We start from the raw sequence: 16465 nt of genomic DNA on the forward strand, positions 1-16465 counted from the left end.
CCGAGGAATCAAAAAAAACTTTCTGGAAGGGGTTGTATCCGCAGCCCAGGTTTGCGAGGCTCTTCCTGGCGATCGGGACAGCCGCTCATCGGGCGTCCTCGGTAGCCGGAATCCTCACCACTTCCCAGCGGGACCGCACCAGGAGACTGGGCGATGTCCCGTGTCGTGTTCGAGGATTCGTGAAAGCGTTCACATTCACAAGCAACTTGCGTGCAACACAAGGAGATGGAGCAGCCATGGACTGGCGTCACAACGCCGTTTGCCGCGAGGAAGACCCCGAGCTCTTCTTCCCCATCGGCAACACCGGTCCTGCGCTGCTGCAGATCGAGGAAGCCAAGGCCGTCTGCCGCCGCTGCCCCGTGATGGAGCAGTGCCTGCAGTGGGCGCTGGAGACCGGCCAGGACGCCGGCGTGTGGGGTGGCCTCAGCGAGGACGAGCGTCGCGCGATGAAGCGCCGCGCCGCCCGCAACCGCGCCCGCAACGCCAGCGCCTGACGCACTCGCTTACCCCCGAGCCGCAGCGCGCAGCACCTCCGAACCGCGCAGCATAGCGACGCGAAGAGCCCCGGCCGCTCCCCGAGCAGCCGGGGCTCCGGCGTTCCCGGGGCCCGTTACACGGGCCTGTTCCTCGGGCCCGTTCCCCGTACCGTCTCCCGGGCCGGTCCGCGGTGGGCGTCAGCCCTCCAGGGGAAGTTCCAGGACGACCTTCGTGCCGCGCTCCTCGGCCGGGACCATGTCGAAGGTCCCGCCCAACTCCCCCACCACCAGGGTCCGTACGATCTGCAGCCCCAGGTTGCCCGCCCGCTGCGGGTCGAACTCGGCGGGCAGGCCGCGCCCGTCGTCCCGCACCGCGATCCCTAGCTTCTGCCCGCGCCGCTCGGCGGCCACCTCGACGGTGCCCTGCTCGCCCGGCCCGAAGCCGTGCTCCAGGGCGTTCTGCAGCAGTTCGGTGAGCACCATCGACAGCGGGGTGGCCACCTCGGCCGTGAGGATGCCGAACCGCCCGCTGCGGCGCGTGGTGACCCTGCCCGGGGAGATCTCGGCGACCATCGCCAGTACGCGGTCGGCGATCTCGTCGAACTCCACGCACTCGTCGAGGTTCTGCGACAGCGTCTCGTGCACGATCGCGATCGAACCGACCCGGCGGACCGCCTCCTCCAGCGCCTCCCGGCCCTTGTCGGAGTCCATGCGACGGGCCTGCAGCCGCAGCAGCGCCGCGACCGTCTGCAGGTTGTTCTTCACCCGGTGGTGGATCTCCCGGATGGTGGCGTCCTTGGTGATCAGCTCGCGCTCCCGGCGGCGCAGCTCGGTCACGTCCCGCAGCAGCACCAGGGAGCCGTTGTGCGTGCCCTTGGGGCTGAGCGGGATCGCCCGCAGCTGGATGACGCCGCCGTTGCCCTCGATCTCGGTCTCCCGCGGCGCCTTGCCGCCGGCGACGGTGACCAGCGCCTCGTGGCTCTTGGTCCGCGAGGGCGCCAGCTCCGCGGAGACCGAGCCCAGGTGGTGGCCGACGAGGTCGGCGGCCAGGCCGAGCCGGTGGTAGGCGGAGAGCGCGTTGGGGCTGGCGTACTGGACGACGCCATCGGCGTCGAGCCGGATCAGGCCGTCGCCGACGCGCGGTGAGGCGTCCATGTCGACCTGCTCGGAGGGGAACGGGAAGCTGCCCGCCGCGATCATCTGCGCCAGGTCGGAGGCACTCTGCAGGTAGGTGAGCTCCAGGCGGCTGGGGGTCCGGACGGTCAGCAGGTTGGTGTTGCGGGCGATGACCCCGAGGACCCGGCCCGCACGGCGCACCGGGATGGACTCGACCCGGACCGGGACCTCCTCGCGCCATTCCGGGTCACCCTCCCGGACGATCCGGCCCTCGTCGAGCGCGGCGTCCAGCATCGGGCGGCGGCCGCGCGGCACCAGGTGGCCGACCATGTCGTCCTGGTACGAGGTCGGGCCGGTGTTCGGCCGCATCTGGGCGACCGACACGTAGCGCGTCCCGTCACTGGTCGGCACCCACAGGACGAGGTCCGCGAAGGAGAGGTCGGAGAGCAGCTGCCACTCCGATACCAGCAGATGGAGCCACTCGAGATCGGAATCGTCGAGGTCCGTGTGCTGGCGTACGAGATCGTTCATGGAGGGCACGCAAATGAGCGTACCCGCGCTCATGGCGGGCGCCGCCATCCAGTCCCCACAAAGGTCTTCCACGACCTATGATCTGACTGCGTCGCCTTATGGACAGGAGTTAGTGGTCTAGTCCAGAATTGACGCACAACCGTACTTCCGTCCTTCCCGCACAGAAGGACGGAGCGAGGCCGGGGCGCTCTCTGCCCTGACTGCGCCAGGCCTCACGGTCGGTCCTCAGGGGCCGCGGGAACCGCACATCCCGCGCGCCACGGACCGACGGCAGCTCCGGGCTGCGGTGCTGGGCGGGTTGAGGGTCCCGTCCCGGCGCCGCGGCCCGAAGTGATCTCCGGGCCCTTTCCGGCTCGGCGCCCTCTCCCGGCCTTTCCGGCTCAGTGTGTCTCGGTGACCTTCGCCAGGGCGCGCGGTGCGTCCGGGTCCTGGCCGCGGGCGATGGTGACCTCGTAGGCCAGCATCTGCAGCGGGAGGATCTCCAGGATCGGCTGCACCTCCTCGGCGACGCCCTCGGTGGGCAGGACGAAGCCGGCCGAGGCGGCGTCGACCGACGCCCGGTTGCCGATGACCACCAGGTCGGCCCCGCGGCCGCGGAGCCGGTCCAGCACCGGCTGGAGCGCCTCGCCGCCCTTGCCCTCGGTGACGATCGCGATGACCGGGGAGACGTTGTCCACCATGGCCAGCGGACCGTGCAGCAGGTCGGCGCCGGAGAAGGACAGGGCCGGGATGTAGCTGGTCTCCATCAGCTTCAGCGCGGCCTCCTTCGCGGTCGGGTAGCCGTAGCCGCGCGAGGTGAGCACCAGGCGCTCGGCGAAGCGGTAGCGCGCGGCGAGCGCACTGACCTCGTCCTGGCGGGCGAGGATCTGCTCCGCGAGCTCCGGCAGCACCTTGGCGGCGCTGCCGTCGCCGCCCCGCAGTCCCTCGACGAACAGGTAGAGCGCGAGCAGCTCCGCCGTGTACGTCTTGGTCGCCGGCAGGGCCTTCTCCGGGCCGGCCAGGACGTCGATGTGGAACTCGGAGACCTCGGCCAGCGGCGAGTCGGCGTTGTTGGTGACCGCCAGGGTGATCGCACCGGCCTCGCGCGCGGCCCGGGTGGAGGCCACCAGGTCCGGCGAGCCGCCGGACTGGCTGACCGTGACGACGAGGCAGTCCGTCAGGTCCGGGCGTGCGCCGTACGCGGTGGTGGTCGACATCGACGTCAGCCCCGCGGGCTTGCCGAGCACCACCTCCACCAGGTACTTCGCGTACAGGGCCGCGTTGTCGGAGGTGCCGCGCGCGGTGAGCAGGACGAAGCGCGGTCCGCGCGCGGCGATCTCCTCCGCGATCCGCCGGATCCGCGGGGCGCCCTCCTCGAGGATGCGGCGCAGCACCGCGGGCTGCTCGGCCATCTCGCCGGACATGATCCGGCCCGGCATCGGCTGCTGACCGGTCGGCGTCGGGGCGGACATTCTCTGGGCCTCCAGGTGGGTCCGGAACGGTTGGGCCGCGGCGGGCCTCAGTCGCCGGCCTCCTTGCCCGCGATGACCTCCGCGGCGGCCCGCCCGCACACGCGGGCGGCGCCGTGGGTCGCGATGTGCAGCGCGCCGGACGGTGCCGCCTGCGGAACGCCCATCTCCACCACCACCGTGTCCGGACGGGCGGCGAGCAGCGAGCCCAGCGCCTCGGCCATCCAGGGGTGGCGGTGCACGTCACGCACCACTGCGACGATCCTACGAGTCCCCGCCGACGCCAGCACGTGTGCGGCCGGCGCGTCACCTTCACGGAAGTTCCCGGTCACGGTGCCCGGGAGGATCCGGTCGAGTTCGGCGGCGACGCCCCACGGGGTCTCGGCACCGACGGCGATGTTGGCGACCGGGGTGAAGGCGGCGACGTAGGGCGCCTCCGCGATCGGCAGGTAGCCGTCGGTGCGGGTGACGCGCAGGGCGCGGCGGGCCGCGACCAGGCCGATCCCGGGGTCCGGTGCCGCGGTCGCCCGCGCCGCGGAGTGCTCGGCGGCCCAGGCGGCCAGGCTCCGCACCCGTCCGGCGGCGTCGGCGAGCCGGGCCCGGGGCAGGTCGCCGTCGCGTACGGCGGCGACGATGGCGTCGCGGAGGGCGACCACCGTCTCCTCCTCGGCGAGGCCGCCGCCCACGCAGATCGCGTCGGCGCCGGCGGCGAGCGCCAGGACGGTGCCGCGCTCGATGCCGTACGCGTCGGCGATGGCGCGCATCTCGATGCCGTCGGTGACGATCAGGCCGTCGTAGCCCAGCTCGTCCCGGAGCAGTCCGGTGAGCACGGCGGGGCTGAGGGTGGCGGGGCGTTCCGGGTCGAGGGCGGGCACGAGGATGTGCGCGCTCATCACGGCCTTGCTGCCGGCGGCAAGGGCGGCCCGGAACGGGGCGAGTTCGCGGGCGTGCAGGGTGTCCGGCTCGACGTCCACCCGGGGCAGGGCGTGGTGGGAGTCGACGGAGGTGTCGCCGTGGCCGGGGAAGTGCTTGGTGCAGGCGGCGACCCCGGCGGACTGCAGGCCCTCGACGTACGCCGCGGTGTGCCGGGCGACCAGCAGCGGCTCGGAGCCGAAGGAGCGCACGCCGATGACGGGGTTGCGGGGGTCGGAGTTGACGTCCGCGGAGGGCGCCCAGTTGAGGTTGACCCCGCACTCGGCCAGCCGGCGCCCGAGTTCGGCGGCGACGTCGCGGGTCAGGCCGGTGTCGTCGACGGCGCCGAGGGCGAGGTTGCCGGGGAAGGAGGAACCGCTGCGGGCCTCCAGCCGGGTCACGTCACCGCCCTCCTCGTCGGCGGCGATCAGGACCTCGGGCCGTACGGCGCGCAGCTGCGCGGTGAGCGCGGCCAGTTGGCCGGGCGATTCGATGTTGCGGGCGAACAGGGCGACGGAGCCCAGTCCCTCGGCGAGCCTGCGCAGCAGCCACTCGGGTGCGGTGGTGCCGTGGAAGCCCGGCTGCAGGACGGTGAGGGCGTCGCGGACGAGGGCCTCGGTGTCCGCGGCGCCGTCGTGGATCTGGCTCAAGGTCTCGGTCATCCCTTCACCGCTCCGGCGGTCAGTCCGGCGGCGACCTTGCGCTGCACGATCAGGAAGAAGATCACCACGGGCACGCCCATCATGGTCGAACCGGCCATCATCGGCGCGTAGTCCGTGCCCCGCGAGGTGACGAAGTTGCCGAGCCACACCGTGGCCGTCTGGTGCTCCTGGCTCATGATGAGCATCGCGTACAGGTACTCGTTCCAGGCCTGGATCAGCGCGTAGATGGAGGTGGCGACGAGACCCGGGGCGAGCAGCGGCAGGATGATCCGGAAGAACGCGCCCATGCGGGTGCAGCCGTCGACCATCGCCGACTCCTCCAGCTCCTTCGGGATGTTGACGATGAATCCGCGCAGCGTCCACACCGTGAAGGGGAGCACGAAGGTCAGGTACGTGATGACGAGTCCGGAGAGCTTGTCGATCTGGTCGATCTGGTTGAGCAGCAGGAAGACCGGGATGATCATCGCCACCAGCGGCACCATCTGCACGGCGAGGATCGCCACGATCACGGCCTTGCGGCCGCGGAAGACGAAACGGGAGATGGCCAGCGCCGCCAGCAGCCCGATCACCAGGCCGAGGCCGACGGTGGAACCGGAGACGATCAGGCTGCGGCCGACCGAGCCCCAGAAGTCGCCGACGTCCAGGGCGTCGGAGAAGTTCTGGAAGGACAGACTGGTCGGGAAGAACTTGGGGTCGGGGTCGATGGCGTCCTTGGCGGGCTTGAAGGCCGTGTTGAGCATCCAGTAGACCGGGAAGCCGGTGACCACCACGACCAGCAGGCCGAGCAGGTTGTAGACCGTCCGCCCCTTGCGCCGGGGCCGCCGGACGGCGCGCGCGGCCGGAGCGGTCGCCGGGGCCCTCTCGGCGCGAGCCGTGTCGAGCATGGCCGTCACTCCACCTCTCCGATCTTCAGCATCTGGCGCATGTAGACGGCCATCACCCCGAGCAGGAGCAGCACCGTGACGACGGCGATGGCCGCGCCCGCGTCGTAGTCGTTGGCGACGAAGGCCTGGTCGTAGGAGTAGGTGGTGAGCACCTGGTACGCCGGCTCGGGGTGCCCGTCGCGCATGAGGAAGACCTGCGGGAAGACGCCCATGTCCCAGATGACCGACAGCGTCGTCAGCATGACGATGATCGGCTTGAGCACCGGCAGGGTGACGTGCCGGAAGACCTTGGCCGGCCCGGCGCCGTCCATGCGGGCGGCCTCCTCCAGTTCCCTGGGCACCTGGGTGAGGCCCGCGTGCAGGGTGATGGCGACGAACGGGATGGCGCCCCAGACCACCATGAGGGTGATGACGAGGAAGCCCTGCTTGGTGTCGGTGAACCAGTTGTGGCCGCTGAAGTCGGCCCCCGGCAGCCGGCTGAGCAGCCAGTTGAGGACGCCGTAGTCGCTGTCGAACATCCACTTGAAGATGGTGATGGCGACGACCACGGGCATCGCCCAGCTCGCCACCAGCACGATGTTGATCAGCGCCTTGACCCAGGGCGAGACCCGCTGCATCAGCAGCGCCACGCCCATCCCGACGACGAGCGTGAGCAGCACCGCCGCGAGGGTGAAGAGCAGCGTGCGCAGGACGACGCCCCAGAAGACCGAGTCCCCCAGGACGTGGGTGTAGTTGGCGAATCCCTGCCAGTCGCCGGGCAGTCCCTGCCAGAGCTCGGCCTGGCCGAACTGCTTGAAGGAGAGGGTGACCAGCCGGACCAGCGGATAGCCGAGGACCAGCAGCAGGACGCCGATGGTCGGCGCGAGCAGGGTCCACGGGAGCGCGGCTCCGCCGAAGCGGCGTGGCCTGCGGCCCGGTCCCCCCGGCCGCGGGCGCGGCACCTTGTCCAGCGGTGTGTCAACGGCACTCATCATGTGCTCCTCGGGTACTCCAGTCCCTGGCGTCGCACCGGGGCCGGCCGCCCTGGGGCGGCCGGCCGGCGTCGATCACTGTGTTGCCCGTGTGCCGGTCAGCCGGCGTTGATCACCGCGTTGATCTGCTCGTCCGCGGACTTGGTCGCGTCCTCGATGGACGCCTTGCCGACGGCGATGTCGTTCAGCATGTTCTGCAGGATCTGCTTCTTCTCGACCTGCAGCCAGCCCGGGGCGGTCGGGACGAACCAGGTGTTCTCGTTGGCCCGGGCGGAGGCCGCCGTCGCCGGGTCGTCCTTCAGCGGGGCGAGCAGCGACTTGGCGTTGGGCAGGTTGCCCTTGGCGACGAGGACCTTCTGGGCCGCGCTGTCCGTGAAGCCGTCGATCCAGTCGGCGGCGAGGTCCTGCGCGGCGGACTTGGCCGGGATGACCAGGTCGGAGCCGCCGATGAAGTTCGGCAGCAGTTCGCCGTTGGGGCCGGGCAGCGCGAAGGCCTCCAGGGTGTCCTTGAGCTTGCCGGTCTTGTCGGTCTTGGGGTCGGCGGCGGCGGAACGCTCCCAGCTGGCGCCGTAGATGAGCGCGGACTTGCCCTGGCCGTAGACGATGTAACGGTCCGACTCGTCCTTGTTCTTGTCGCCGTGGAAGTACTTGTCCAGGACGGACTTCCAGGTCTTCAGCCCCTCGATGGACTTGGGGTCGGAGAGGGTGGCGGTCCACTTGCCGCCGTCCTCCTTGGCGACGTCGCCGCCGGCGTCCTTGACGAAGGCCAGCGCGGTGTACCAGTCGCGGCTGGGCTGGTACCAGGAGGAGAACTTGTCGCCGTTCTTCTTCTGGATCTTGTCGAGGGCGTCGGTCAGCTCGGCCCAGGTGGTCGGCGTCTTGGTGACGCCGGCCGCCTTGGCGACGTCCTTGCGCCAGATGCCGACGCGGGCACCGGCGTAGTAAGGCACGCCGTAGGTCTTGCCGTTGTACGTCACGGAGCCCTCGAGGGCGTCCAGCCAGTCGCCGGAGTTCTCGAACTTGCTCTTGTCGATGGGGGCGAAGGCGCCCTTGACCAGGTAGCCGAGGGTCTCGGTGTTGCCCATCTCGACGACGTCCGGCACCTTCTTGGTGGCGAGGACGGCGTCGAGCTTCTGGTTCTTGGCGGTCCACTCGTAGTACTCGTGACGGACCTTCACGCCCTTGTGCTTGGCCGCGAACGCGTCGTCCGCCTGCTTCACCAGCTCGGGCCAGTTCTTCTGTGCGTCGACCGTCAGCCAGACGGTGATCTCCTTCGGCGCCGAGGCCTTGTCGGAGCCCTTGTCGTCCGAACCGCAGGCCGCAACGCCGGCGACCATGACGGCGACACCGATCGCCGCGATCAGCTTGCGCTTCACAACACCCTCCCCAGGGCAGTGAGTACAAAGTGGTGTAGACCAGTGACCCGAAGCTTGGCCTAGACCTTTAGGGGTGTCAAGGGTGTATAAGAGCACCGGACGCGTCCGTTACCGGACCGACATCTGGGCTCGTAACGCGATATGAGCCCTGGCCGTGCCACCATGTGAGCCGCGAATGACGGAGGAGCCGGTGACGGCAGCACGACAGCACTCGGGAGCAGAGGCGATGGAGACCGACGGCGAGGCCGGCACGGCGGTGACGGAGACCGCGGAGGCGGCCGGGGCCGCGGCCGGACGGACCGCACGGGTGCCCAAGTACTACGGCCTGAAGCGCCATCTGCTCGAACTGACCCAGACGATGCCCCCCGGTTCCCCGGTGCCGCCGGAGCGCACCCTGGCCGCCGAGTTCGACACCTCGCGCACCACCGTGCGGCAGGCGCTGCAGGAACTGGTGGTCGAGGGCCGGCTGGAGCGCATCCAGGGCAAGGGCACCTTCGTCGCCAAGCCCAAGGTCTCCCAGGCGCTGCAACTCACCTCGTACACCGAGGACATGCGCGCCCAGGGGCTGGAGCCGACCTCCCAGCTGCTCGACATCGGCTACATCACCGCCGACGACCGGCTGGCGGAACTGCTGGACATGAAGGCCGGCGGCCGCGTGCTGCGCATCGAGCGCCTGCGCCTGGCGAACGGCGAGCCGATGGCCATCGAGACCACCCACCTGTCGGCCAAGCGCTTCCCCGCACTGCGCCGCAGCCTGGCGAAGTACACCTCGCTCTACACCGCGCTGGCCGAGGTCTACGACGTCCGGCTCGCCGAGGCGGAGGAGACCATCGAGACCTCGCTCGCCACCCCGCGGGAGGCGGGCCTGCTGGGCACGGACGTGGGGCTGCCGATGCTGCTGCTGTCCCGGCACTCGATCGACACCGGCGGCGAGCCGGTGGAGTGGGTGCGCTCGGTCTACCGCGGCGACCGCTACAAGTTCGTGGCGCGCCTGCAACGACCGTAACCCCCGCGCGGTTCCCGGGCCTTGTAGATCGTTTCCATACCGCAATGCGGGCAGGTAGTGACGTGCCTCCCGTCCTGACTCTAGATTGCCTGCGCATTACACAGGAGTAAGAGATCAGGACGGAGCCGTAGCAATGTCCGAACCATCCGGAACCTCCGGGCGGCCACCGGTGGTCACCACCACCCGCGTGATCGCCGGTGTCTGCCTCGTCATCCCCTTCGTCGCCATGCTCTGGGTCGGCTCGTACGCAAAGCTGACCCCGGAGTTCATCGGCATCCCGTTCTTCTACTGGTACCAGATGCTGTGGGTGTTCCTGTCCTCCGGACTGACGTACACCGCGTACGTCCTGGTCCGCCGTGAGGAGCGGGCACGGAAGGAGGTGGCGAAGTGAAGGACGGGGTCAACGGCGTCGCGCTCGGCGTCTTCATCTTCTTCTTCCTGGTCGTCACGGTCCTGGGCTTCCTCGCCGCGCGCTGGCGCAGGGCGGAGAACGCGCTGCACCTGGACGAGTGGGGCCTGGGCGGCCGCAGCTTCGGCGGCTGGATCACCTGGTTCCTGCTGGGCGGTGACCTGTACACGGCCTACACCTTCGTGGCGGTGCCGGCGGCGGTCTACGCGGCGGGCGCGTCCGGCTTCTTCGCCGTGCCGTACACGATCCTGGTCTACCCGCTGGTCTTCACCTTCCTGCCGCGGCTGTGGTCGGTGTCGCACAAGCACGGCTACGTCACCACCTCAGACTTCGTGCGCGGGCGCTTCGGCTCCAAGGGCCTGTCGCTGGCGGTGGCGGTCACCGGCATCCTCGCCACGATGCCGTACATCGCGCTGCAGCTGGTGGGCATCCAGGCCGTCCTGGACGTGATGGGCGTGGGCGGCGGCGAGTCGTCCAACTGGTTCATCAAGGACCTCCCGCTGCTGATCGCCTTCGGTGTACTGGCGGCCTACACCTACTCCTCCGGCCTGCGGGCACCGGCGCTGATCGCGTTCGTCAAGGACACGCTGATCTACATCGTCATCGCGGTGGCGATCATCTACATCCCGATCAAGCTGGGCGGCTTCGACGACATCTTCGCCAAGGCCGGCGACGCCTACTCCCAGGTCAACCCCGCCACCGGCAAGCCGCGCGGATCCCTGGCCCCGGGCGACACCGCCCAGTGGGCGTACGGCACGCTGGCGCTGGGCTCGGCGCTCGCGCTGTTCATGTACCCGCACTCGATCACGGCCGTGCTCTCCAGCCGCAGCCGTGACGTCATCCGCCGCAACACCACCGTGCTGCCGCTGTACTCGCTGATGCTCGGCCTGCTGGCGATGCTCGGCTTCATGGCGCTGGCCAGCGGCGTGGGCGCCGGGATCACCGGCTACAACGGCCAGCTGGCGATCCCGCAGCTGTTCGAGAACATGTTCCCGTCCTGGTTCGCGGGCGTGGCCTTCGCCGCGATCGGCATCGGCGCGCTGGTGCCGGCGGCGATCATGTCGATCGCCGCGGCCAACCTCTTCACCCGCAACATCTACAAGGACTTCATCAAACCGGACGCCACCCCCGCGCAGGAGACCCAGGTCTCCAAGGTGGTCTCGCTGCTGGTCAAGGTCGGCGCCCTGGTCTTCGTCCTCACCATGGACAAGACGGTCGCGATCAACTTCCAGCTGCTGGGCGGCATCTGGATCCTGCAGACCTTCCCGGCCCTGGTGGGCGGCCTGTTCACCCGCTGGTTCCACCGCTGGGCACTGCTGGCGGGCTGGGCGGTCGGCATGGTCTACGGCACCTGGGTGGCGTACGGCGTGGCCAGCCCGACCCAGAAGCACTTCGGCGGCTCCTCCGACACCATCCCGGTCATCGGCCAGATCGGCTACATCGGACTGACCGCCTTCGTGCTCAACGTGGTGGTCACCGTCGTGCTCACCTTCGTCCTCCGGGCCCTCAAGGCCCCCGAGGGCGTGGACGAGACCGCCAAGTCCGACTTCACGGCCGACGCCGGCGACCCGGGCGTGGAGAAGGACCTGCCGGTGGTCGCCGGTCACTGACCGCCGCACCGGCCACGGTCACGGGCCGCCGCCCTGGGACGGGGCGGTGGCCCGTCGTCATGCGGTGCGGGCCGGTTCCGGGCAGCGGAAGGTGCGGCGGTACGCCTGCGGGGTGGTGCCCACCCAGCGGGCGAAGTGGTGGCGCAGGGTCGCCGCGTTGCCGAACCCGGCACGCGCGGCGACGGCGTCCACCGTCACGTCGGTGCCCTCCAGCAGCTCCCGTGCCAGCAGCACCCGCTGGCCCAGCAGCCAGCGGTAGGGCGTCGTGCCGGTCTCCTGCTGGAAGCGGCGGGCGAAGGTGCGCGGCGACATGTGCGCCCGGGCGGCCAGTTCGTCGACGGTGACCTCGCGGTCCAGGTGGCGTTCCATCCACGCCAGGACCTCGCCCACGGTGTCGCAGCGGGTGCGCGGCAGCGGGCGGTCGACGTACTGCGCCTGGCCGCCCTCCCGGTGCGGGGGCACCACCATGCGCCGGGCGATGGCGTTGGCCACGTCGCTGCCCTGCTCCTTGCGGACCAGGTGCAGGCAGGCGTCGATCCCGGCGGCGGTGCCGGCCGAAGTGATCACCGGGTCCTCGTCCACATACAGCACGTCGGGCTCGACCCGTATCCGGGGGTGACGCCGCGCCAGCTCCTCCGCGTGCCGCCAGTGGACGGCGCAGCGGCGGCCGTCCAGCAGACCGGCGGCGGCCAGCACGAAGACGCCCGAGCAGACGCTGAGCACCCGCGCCCCGCGCTCCACGGCGCGGTTCAGCGCGTCCAGCAGCTCCGGCGGGTACTCCCGGTGCACATAGGAGTCGCCGGCGGGCACCGCGACCAGGTCGGCCTCCTCCAGCCGTTCCAGGCCGTGCCGGGTGCCGATGGTGAACCCGGCGGGGGACGTCAGCGTCGGCCCCGCCGCGGAGGCGACGGCGAAGTCGTAGACCGGCAGGCCGTCGTCCGAGCGGTCGATTCCGAACACCTCGCAGACCACCCCCAGTTCGAAGGGATGGACACCGTCGAGCAGGACCACGGCCACGTTCTGCAGCATGCGTCCAGGATGGCAGAGACGCGGCCGCGGCGGTGGCAGGATTTCGAGGTAGTGCGTCAGTCCTGCCACTCCCGGCGGCGCTGCGCGAGGAGCAGAGTCGAAGGCATGGAAACCTTCCTCGCCACCGTCACCGCACTGGTCTTCTTCCTGGCCCTGGCCTTCGCCGCCCTGACCGGGCACGTCCACGACTCCCGCGACGGCCACGACTGGCAGCGGTGAGCCCCTCGCTCTGTAACCGCATCGACACAACATCTGGTGGTGTCATGGGCGGGCGCCACTAGATGTATGCTCAACTCCGCTGTCGCCGCAGGGGAAGCCGGTGGGAATCCGGGACTGCCCCGCAACGGTGTGCGGGCGCCTGGAGGCTGCCCGCGAGTCCGAGTACCTGCCGACGGCACCGTCCGGCGCGCCGTCCGGACGGTGAAGTGTCCGGGCCTCGCGGGTTGGGCCGGCGGACGCGCCGCGGCATGCCCTGGCCTGCCCTGCGTGCGCCCCGTCGCTCCTCCGCGTCGCCGCCGTACGAGGGAGAGAGCACACGTGACCATCGCGCCCGCCGCACCCGCCACCGCATCGGACCCTGCCTCAACCGGGGCCGAACTGCTGCGCACCCTGACGGAACTGACCGCAGACCTCCCCGACACCGACCCCGGCCGGGTCGCCGCCGCCGCGCTGCGCGGCCGCAGCGCCGCCGCGGACGAGGCGGAACTGCGGGCGCTGGCCACCGAGGCCGCCGCCGGGCTCATCGCGGAGGACCCGCAGTACTCGCGGCTCGCCGCCCGTCTGCTCACCCTCGCCATCGCCGACGAGGCGGCCGGCGAGGGCGCGGTCTCCTTCTCGGCGTCGATCGCGGTGGGCCACCGCGAGGGCCTGATCGCCGACGGCACCGCCGCCTTCGTGGCCGAGCACGCCGGACGGCTGGACGCGCTGGTCGAGGGCGCGCTCGCCGACGGCGCCGACGACCGCTTCGGCTACTTCGGCCTGCGCACCCTGCACAGCCGCTACCTGCTGCGCCACCCGATCACCCGCCAGGTCATCGAGACCCCGCAGCACTTCATGCTGCGGGTCGCCTCCGGCCTGGCCGAGGACGGCACCGGCCGCTCGGTCGACGAGGTCGCGGCGCTCTACGGCCTGATGAGCCGGCTGGACTACCTGCCCAGCTCCCCCACGCTCTTCAACTCCGGCACCCGGCACCCGCAGATGTCCTCCTGCTACCTGCTGGACTCCCCGCTGGACGAGCTGGACTCCATCTACGACCGCTACCACCAGGTGGCCCGGCTGTCGAAGCACGCCGGAGGCATCGGACTGTCCTACTCCCGCATCCGCTCCCGCGGCTCGCTGATCCGCGGCACCAACGGGCACTCCAACGGCATCGTCCCGTTCCTGCGCACCCTCGACGCCTCCGTCGCCGCCGTGAACCAGGGCGGCCGCCGCAAGGGCGCGGCCTGCGTCTACCTGGAGACCTGGCACGCGGACCTCGAGGAGTTCCTGGAGCTGCGCGACAACACCGGCGAGGAGGCGCGCCGCACCCACAACCTCAACCTGGCGCACTGGATCCCGGACGAGTTCATGCGCCGCGTCGACAGCGACGGCACCTGGTCGCTGTTCTCCCCCGCCGACGTGCCCGAGCTCGTCGACCTGTGGGGCGAGGAGTTCGACGCCGCCTACCGCAAGGCCGAGGCGGCCGGCCTGGCCCGCAAGACCCTCCCGGCGCGCGAGCTGTACGGCCGCATGATGCGCACCCTGGCGCAGACCGGCAACGGCTGGATGACCTTCAAGGACGCGTCCAACCGCACCGCCAACCAGACCGCCGAGCCCGGCCGCGTGATCCACTCCTCCAATCTCTGCACGGAGATCCTGGAGGTCACGGACGACGGCGAGACCGCGGTCTGCAACCTCGGCTCGGTCAACCTCGGCGCGTTCGTGGGCGACGACGGCTCGATCGACTGGGAGCGGCTGGACGCCACCGTCCGCACCGCCGTGACCTTCCTCGACCGCGTCGTGGACATCAACTTCTACCCGACCTCCCAGGCCGCCTCCTCCAACGAGCGCTGGCGTCCGGTGGGCCTGGGCGCGATGGGCCTGCAGGACGTCTTCTTCAAGCTGCGGCTGCCCTTCGACTCCGCCGAGGCCAAGGCGCTCTCCACGAAGATCGCCGAGCGCATCATGCTCGCCGCGTACGAGGCCTCCTGCGACCTCGCCGAGCGCCACGGCCCGCACCCGGCCTGGTCGCAGACCCGTGCCGCCCGCGGCGTGCTGCACCCGGACCACTACGACACCGAGGAGAACTGGCCCGAGCGCTGGGAGGCGCTGCGCGCCCGCGTCGCCGCCACCGGCATGCGCAACTCGCTGCTGCTGGCCATCGCCCCGACCGCCACCATCGCCTCGATCGCGGGCGTGTACGAGTGCATCGAGCCGCAGGTCTCCAACCTCTTCAAGCGCGAGACGCTCAGCGGCGAGTTCCTGCAGGTCAACTCCTACCTGGTGGCCGACCTGAAGAAGCTCGGCGTCTGGGACGCGCAGACCCGCGACGCGCTGCGCGAGTCCAACGGCTCCGTCGACGGCTTCAACTGGATCCCCGCGGACGTGCGCGAGCTGTACCGCACCGCCTGGGAGCTCCCGCAGCGCGCCCTGATCGACATGGCCGCGGCCCGCACCCCCTACCTCGACCAGAGCCAGTCGCTCAACCTCTTCATGGCCTCGCCCACCATCGGCAAGCTCAGCTCGATGTACGCGTACGCCTGGAAGCAGGGCCTGAAGACGACGTACTACCTGCGCTCCCGTCCGGCGACCCGCATCGCGCAGTCCGCCCGCGCGGCGGCCCCGATCCCCGTGCAGGCGACGCCCGACGCGGACGCGATCGCCTGCTCCCTTGAGAACCCCGAGTCCTGCGAGGCCTGCCAGTGATGAGCTCCACCAAGAACCTGCTCGACCCGGGCTTCGAGCTGACGCTGCGTCCGATGCGCTACCCGGACTTCTACGAGCGCTACCGCGACGCGATCAAGAACACCTGGACCGTGGAGGAGGTCGACCTCCACTCCGACGTCGCGGACCTCGCCAAGCTCTCCCCCGGCGAGCAGCACATGATCGGCCGGCTGGTGGCGTTCTTCGCCACCGGCGACTCGATCGTCGCCAACAACCTCGTGCTGACGCTGTACAAGCACATCAACTCCCCCGAGGCGCGGCTGTACCTGTCGCGGCAGCTCTTCGAGGAGGCCGTGCACGTCCAGTTCTACCTGACGCTGCTCGACACCTACCTGCCCGATCCCGAGGAGCGCGCGGCCGCGTTCGCGGCCGTGGAGAACATCCCCTCCATCCGCGAGAAGGCGCAGTTCTGCTTCCGCTGGATGGACTCGGTGGAGTCCATCGACCGCCTGGAGACCAGGGAGGACCGCCGTCGCTTCCTGCTCAACCTGATCTGCTTCGCGGCCTGCATCGAGGGCCTGTTCTTCTACGGCGCCTTCGCCTACGTCTACTGGTTCCGCTCGCGCGGCCTGCTGCACGGGCTCGCCACCGGCACCAACTGGGTGTTCCGCGACGAGTCGATGCACATGGACTTCGCGTTCCACGTCGTCGACACCGTCCGCCAGGAGGAGCCCGACCTCTTCGACGAGGAGATGGCCAAGCAGGTCACCGCGATGCTGGAGGAGGCCGTCGAGGCCGAGCTCCAGTTCGCCCGCGACCTGTGCGGCGACGGCCTGCCCGGCATGAACACCGACTCCATGCGCGAGTACCTGCAGTGCGTCGCCGACCAGCGCCTGGTCCGCCTCGGCCTGCCGGCCCGCTACGGCTCGGAGAACCCGTTCTCCTTCATGGAGCTGCAGAACGTCCAGGAGCTGACCAACTTCTTCGAGCGCCGCGCCTCCGCGTACCAGGTGGCGGTCGAGGGCACGGTCTCCTTCGACGACGACTTCTGATCCGGCAGCGGGCGGGGGGGGGGGGGGGGGGGGGCGCGGCGCCCCCCCCCCCCCCGCACAACCCACCCCCCACCACCAAAAAGCCAAAAAACCAGCATAAAAACAATGAAAAATAAACAAC

13 protein-coding genes and 1 riboswitch are annotated in these 16465 nt (G+C 70.4%); of the genes, 6 read left to right on the plus strand and 7 right to left on the minus strand.

Going from position 1 to position 16465, the window contains the following annotated elements; genetic code table 11:
- Positions 1 to 236 precede the first annotated feature (236 nt).
- On the plus strand, positions 237 to 494 hold the full coding sequence (locus tag ACFW3D_RS18340; protein WP_018563321.1) for a WhiB family transcriptional regulator: 258 nt from the start codon (positions 237 to 239) through the stop codon (positions 492 to 494).
- Positions 495 to 674: 180 nt separating this feature from the next.
- On the opposite strand, the gene ACFW3D_RS18345 is transcribed toward ACFW3D_RS18340, so the two are convergent.
- The 6 genes from ACFW3D_RS18345 to ACFW3D_RS18370 form a co-directional block, all read right to left on the minus strand.
- Complete coding sequence (locus ACFW3D_RS18345) at positions 675 to 2123, minus strand: sensor histidine kinase (protein WP_500505189.1); 1449 nt, start codon at positions 2121 to 2123, stop codon at positions 675 to 677.
- 380 nt (positions 2124 to 2503) lie between these two features.
- On the minus strand, positions 2504 to 3574 hold the full coding sequence (locus tag ACFW3D_RS18350) for an SIS domain-containing protein (RefSeq protein WP_500505190.1): 1071 nt from the start codon (positions 3572 to 3574) through the stop codon (positions 2504 to 2506).
- 47 nt (positions 3575 to 3621) lie between these two features.
- Positions 3622 to 5145: a glycoside hydrolase family 3 protein gene (locus ACFW3D_RS18355; RefSeq protein WP_500505192.1), complete on the minus strand. Its 1524-nt coding sequence runs from the start codon at positions 5143 to 5145 to the stop codon at positions 3622 to 3624.
- Positions 5142 to 6029, minus strand: coding sequence for a carbohydrate ABC transporter permease (locus ACFW3D_RS18360; RefSeq protein WP_500505193.1), 888 nt, complete (start codon positions 6027 to 6029; stop codon positions 5142 to 5144). The genes ACFW3D_RS18355 and ACFW3D_RS18360 overlap by 4 nt, the downstream gene beginning before the upstream one ends.
- Positions 6030 to 6034: 5 nt before the next feature.
- Positions 6035 to 7000: a carbohydrate ABC transporter permease gene (locus ACFW3D_RS18365; RefSeq protein WP_500505269.1), complete on the minus strand. Its 966-nt coding sequence runs from the start codon at positions 6998 to 7000 to the stop codon at positions 6035 to 6037.
- 98 nt (positions 7001 to 7098) lie between these two features.
- Entirely contained in the window at positions 7099 to 8376 is a 1278-nt protein-coding gene (locus ACFW3D_RS18370; protein ID WP_500505194.1) for an extracellular solute-binding protein, read from the minus strand.
- A gap of 226 nt (positions 8377 to 8602) precedes the next feature.
- Here ACFW3D_RS18370 and ACFW3D_RS18375 point away from each other — a divergent pair, with 226 nt between their 5' ends.
- From ACFW3D_RS18375 to mctP, 3 genes are all read left to right on the plus strand, one after another.
- Complete coding sequence (locus tag ACFW3D_RS18375) at positions 8603 to 9382, plus strand: GntR family transcriptional regulator (RefSeq protein ID WP_018563314.1); 780 nt, start codon at positions 8603 to 8605, stop codon at positions 9380 to 9382.
- A 133-nt stretch (positions 9383 to 9515) separates the two neighbouring features.
- Positions 9516 to 9773, plus strand: a complete 258-nt coding sequence (locus tag ACFW3D_RS18380) for a DUF3311 domain-containing protein (protein ID WP_500505195.1) — start codon at positions 9516 to 9518, stop codon at positions 9771 to 9773.
- Complete coding sequence (mctP, locus tag ACFW3D_RS18385; RefSeq protein WP_500505196.1) at positions 9770 to 11401, plus strand: monocarboxylate uptake permease MctP; 1632 nt, start codon at positions 9770 to 9772, stop codon at positions 11399 to 11401. Before ACFW3D_RS18380 ends, mctP begins: the two co-directional genes overlap by 4 nt.
- 57 nt (positions 11402 to 11458) lie before the next feature.
- Here the strand turns inward: mctP and ACFW3D_RS18390 are convergent, their stop codons facing one another.
- Complete coding sequence (locus tag ACFW3D_RS18390; RefSeq protein WP_500505197.1) at positions 11459 to 12430, minus strand: GlxA family transcriptional regulator; 972 nt, start codon at positions 12428 to 12430, stop codon at positions 11459 to 11461.
- 248 nt (positions 12431 to 12678) lie between these two features.
- A riboswitch (cobalamin riboswitch) is annotated at positions 12679 to 12837 on the plus strand.
- A 130-nt stretch (positions 12838 to 12967) separates the two neighbouring features.
- On the opposite strand from ACFW3D_RS18390, the gene ACFW3D_RS18395 reads away from it, so the two are divergent.
- Both ACFW3D_RS18395 and ACFW3D_RS18400 read left to right on the plus strand, forming a co-directional pair.
- On the plus strand, positions 12968 to 15334 hold the full coding sequence (locus ACFW3D_RS18395; RefSeq protein WP_500505199.1) for a ribonucleoside-diphosphate reductase subunit alpha: 2367 nt from the start codon (positions 12968 to 12970) through the stop codon (positions 15332 to 15334).
- Positions 15334 to 16344: a ribonucleotide-diphosphate reductase subunit beta gene (locus ACFW3D_RS18400; RefSeq protein WP_500505201.1), complete on the plus strand. Its 1011-nt coding sequence runs from the start codon at positions 15334 to 15336 to the stop codon at positions 16342 to 16344. The genes ACFW3D_RS18395 and ACFW3D_RS18400 overlap by 1 nt, the downstream gene beginning before the upstream one ends.
- The last annotated feature ends 121 nt before the right edge of the window (positions 16345 to 16465 follow it).

This window comes from Streptomyces sp. NPDC058864, assembly GCF_042742985.1.
Lineage (GTDB): Bacteria > Actinomycetota > Actinomycetes > Streptomycetales > Streptomycetaceae > Actinacidiphila.

What these genes read in the sequence shown, in the direction of transcription:
- ACFW3D_RS18340 (WP_018563321.1), top strand. Translation starts at nt 237, where the DNA reads ATGGACTGGCGTCACAACGCCGTTTGCCGCGAGGAAGACCCCGAGCTC.
- ACFW3D_RS18380 (WP_500505195.1), top strand. Translation starts at nt 9,516, where the DNA reads ATGTCCGAACCATCCGGAACCTCCGGGCGGCCACCGGTGGTCACCACC.
- ACFW3D_RS18365 (WP_500505269.1), bottom strand. Translation starts at nt 7,000, where the DNA reads ATGAGTGCCGTTGACACACCGCTGGACAAGGTGCCGCGCCCGCGGCCG.
- ACFW3D_RS18375 (WP_018563314.1), top strand. Translation starts at nt 8,603, where the DNA reads ATGGAGACCGACGGCGAGGCCGGCACGGCGGTGACGGAGACCGCGGAG.
- ACFW3D_RS18390 (WP_500505197.1), bottom strand. Translation starts at nt 12,430, where the DNA reads ATGCTGCAGAACGTGGCCGTGGTCCTGCTCGACGGTGTCCATCCCTTC.
- ACFW3D_RS18350 (WP_500505190.1), bottom strand. Translation starts at nt 3,574, where the DNA reads ATGTCCGCCCCGACGCCGACCGGTCAGCAGCCGATGCCGGGCCGGATC.
- ACFW3D_RS18400 (WP_500505201.1), top strand. Translation starts at nt 15,334, where the DNA reads ATGAGCTCCACCAAGAACCTGCTCGACCCGGGCTTCGAGCTGACGCTG.
- ACFW3D_RS18360 (WP_500505193.1), bottom strand. Translation starts at nt 6,029, where the DNA reads ATGCTCGACACGGCTCGCGCCGAGAGGGCCCCGGCGACCGCTCCGGCC.
- ACFW3D_RS18345 (WP_500505189.1), bottom strand. Translation starts at nt 2,123, where the DNA reads ATGAACGATCTCGTACGCCAGCACACGGACCTCGACGATTCCGATCTC.
- ACFW3D_RS18355 (WP_500505192.1), bottom strand. Translation starts at nt 5,145, where the DNA reads ATGACCGAGACCTTGAGCCAGATCCACGACGGCGCCGCGGACACCGAG.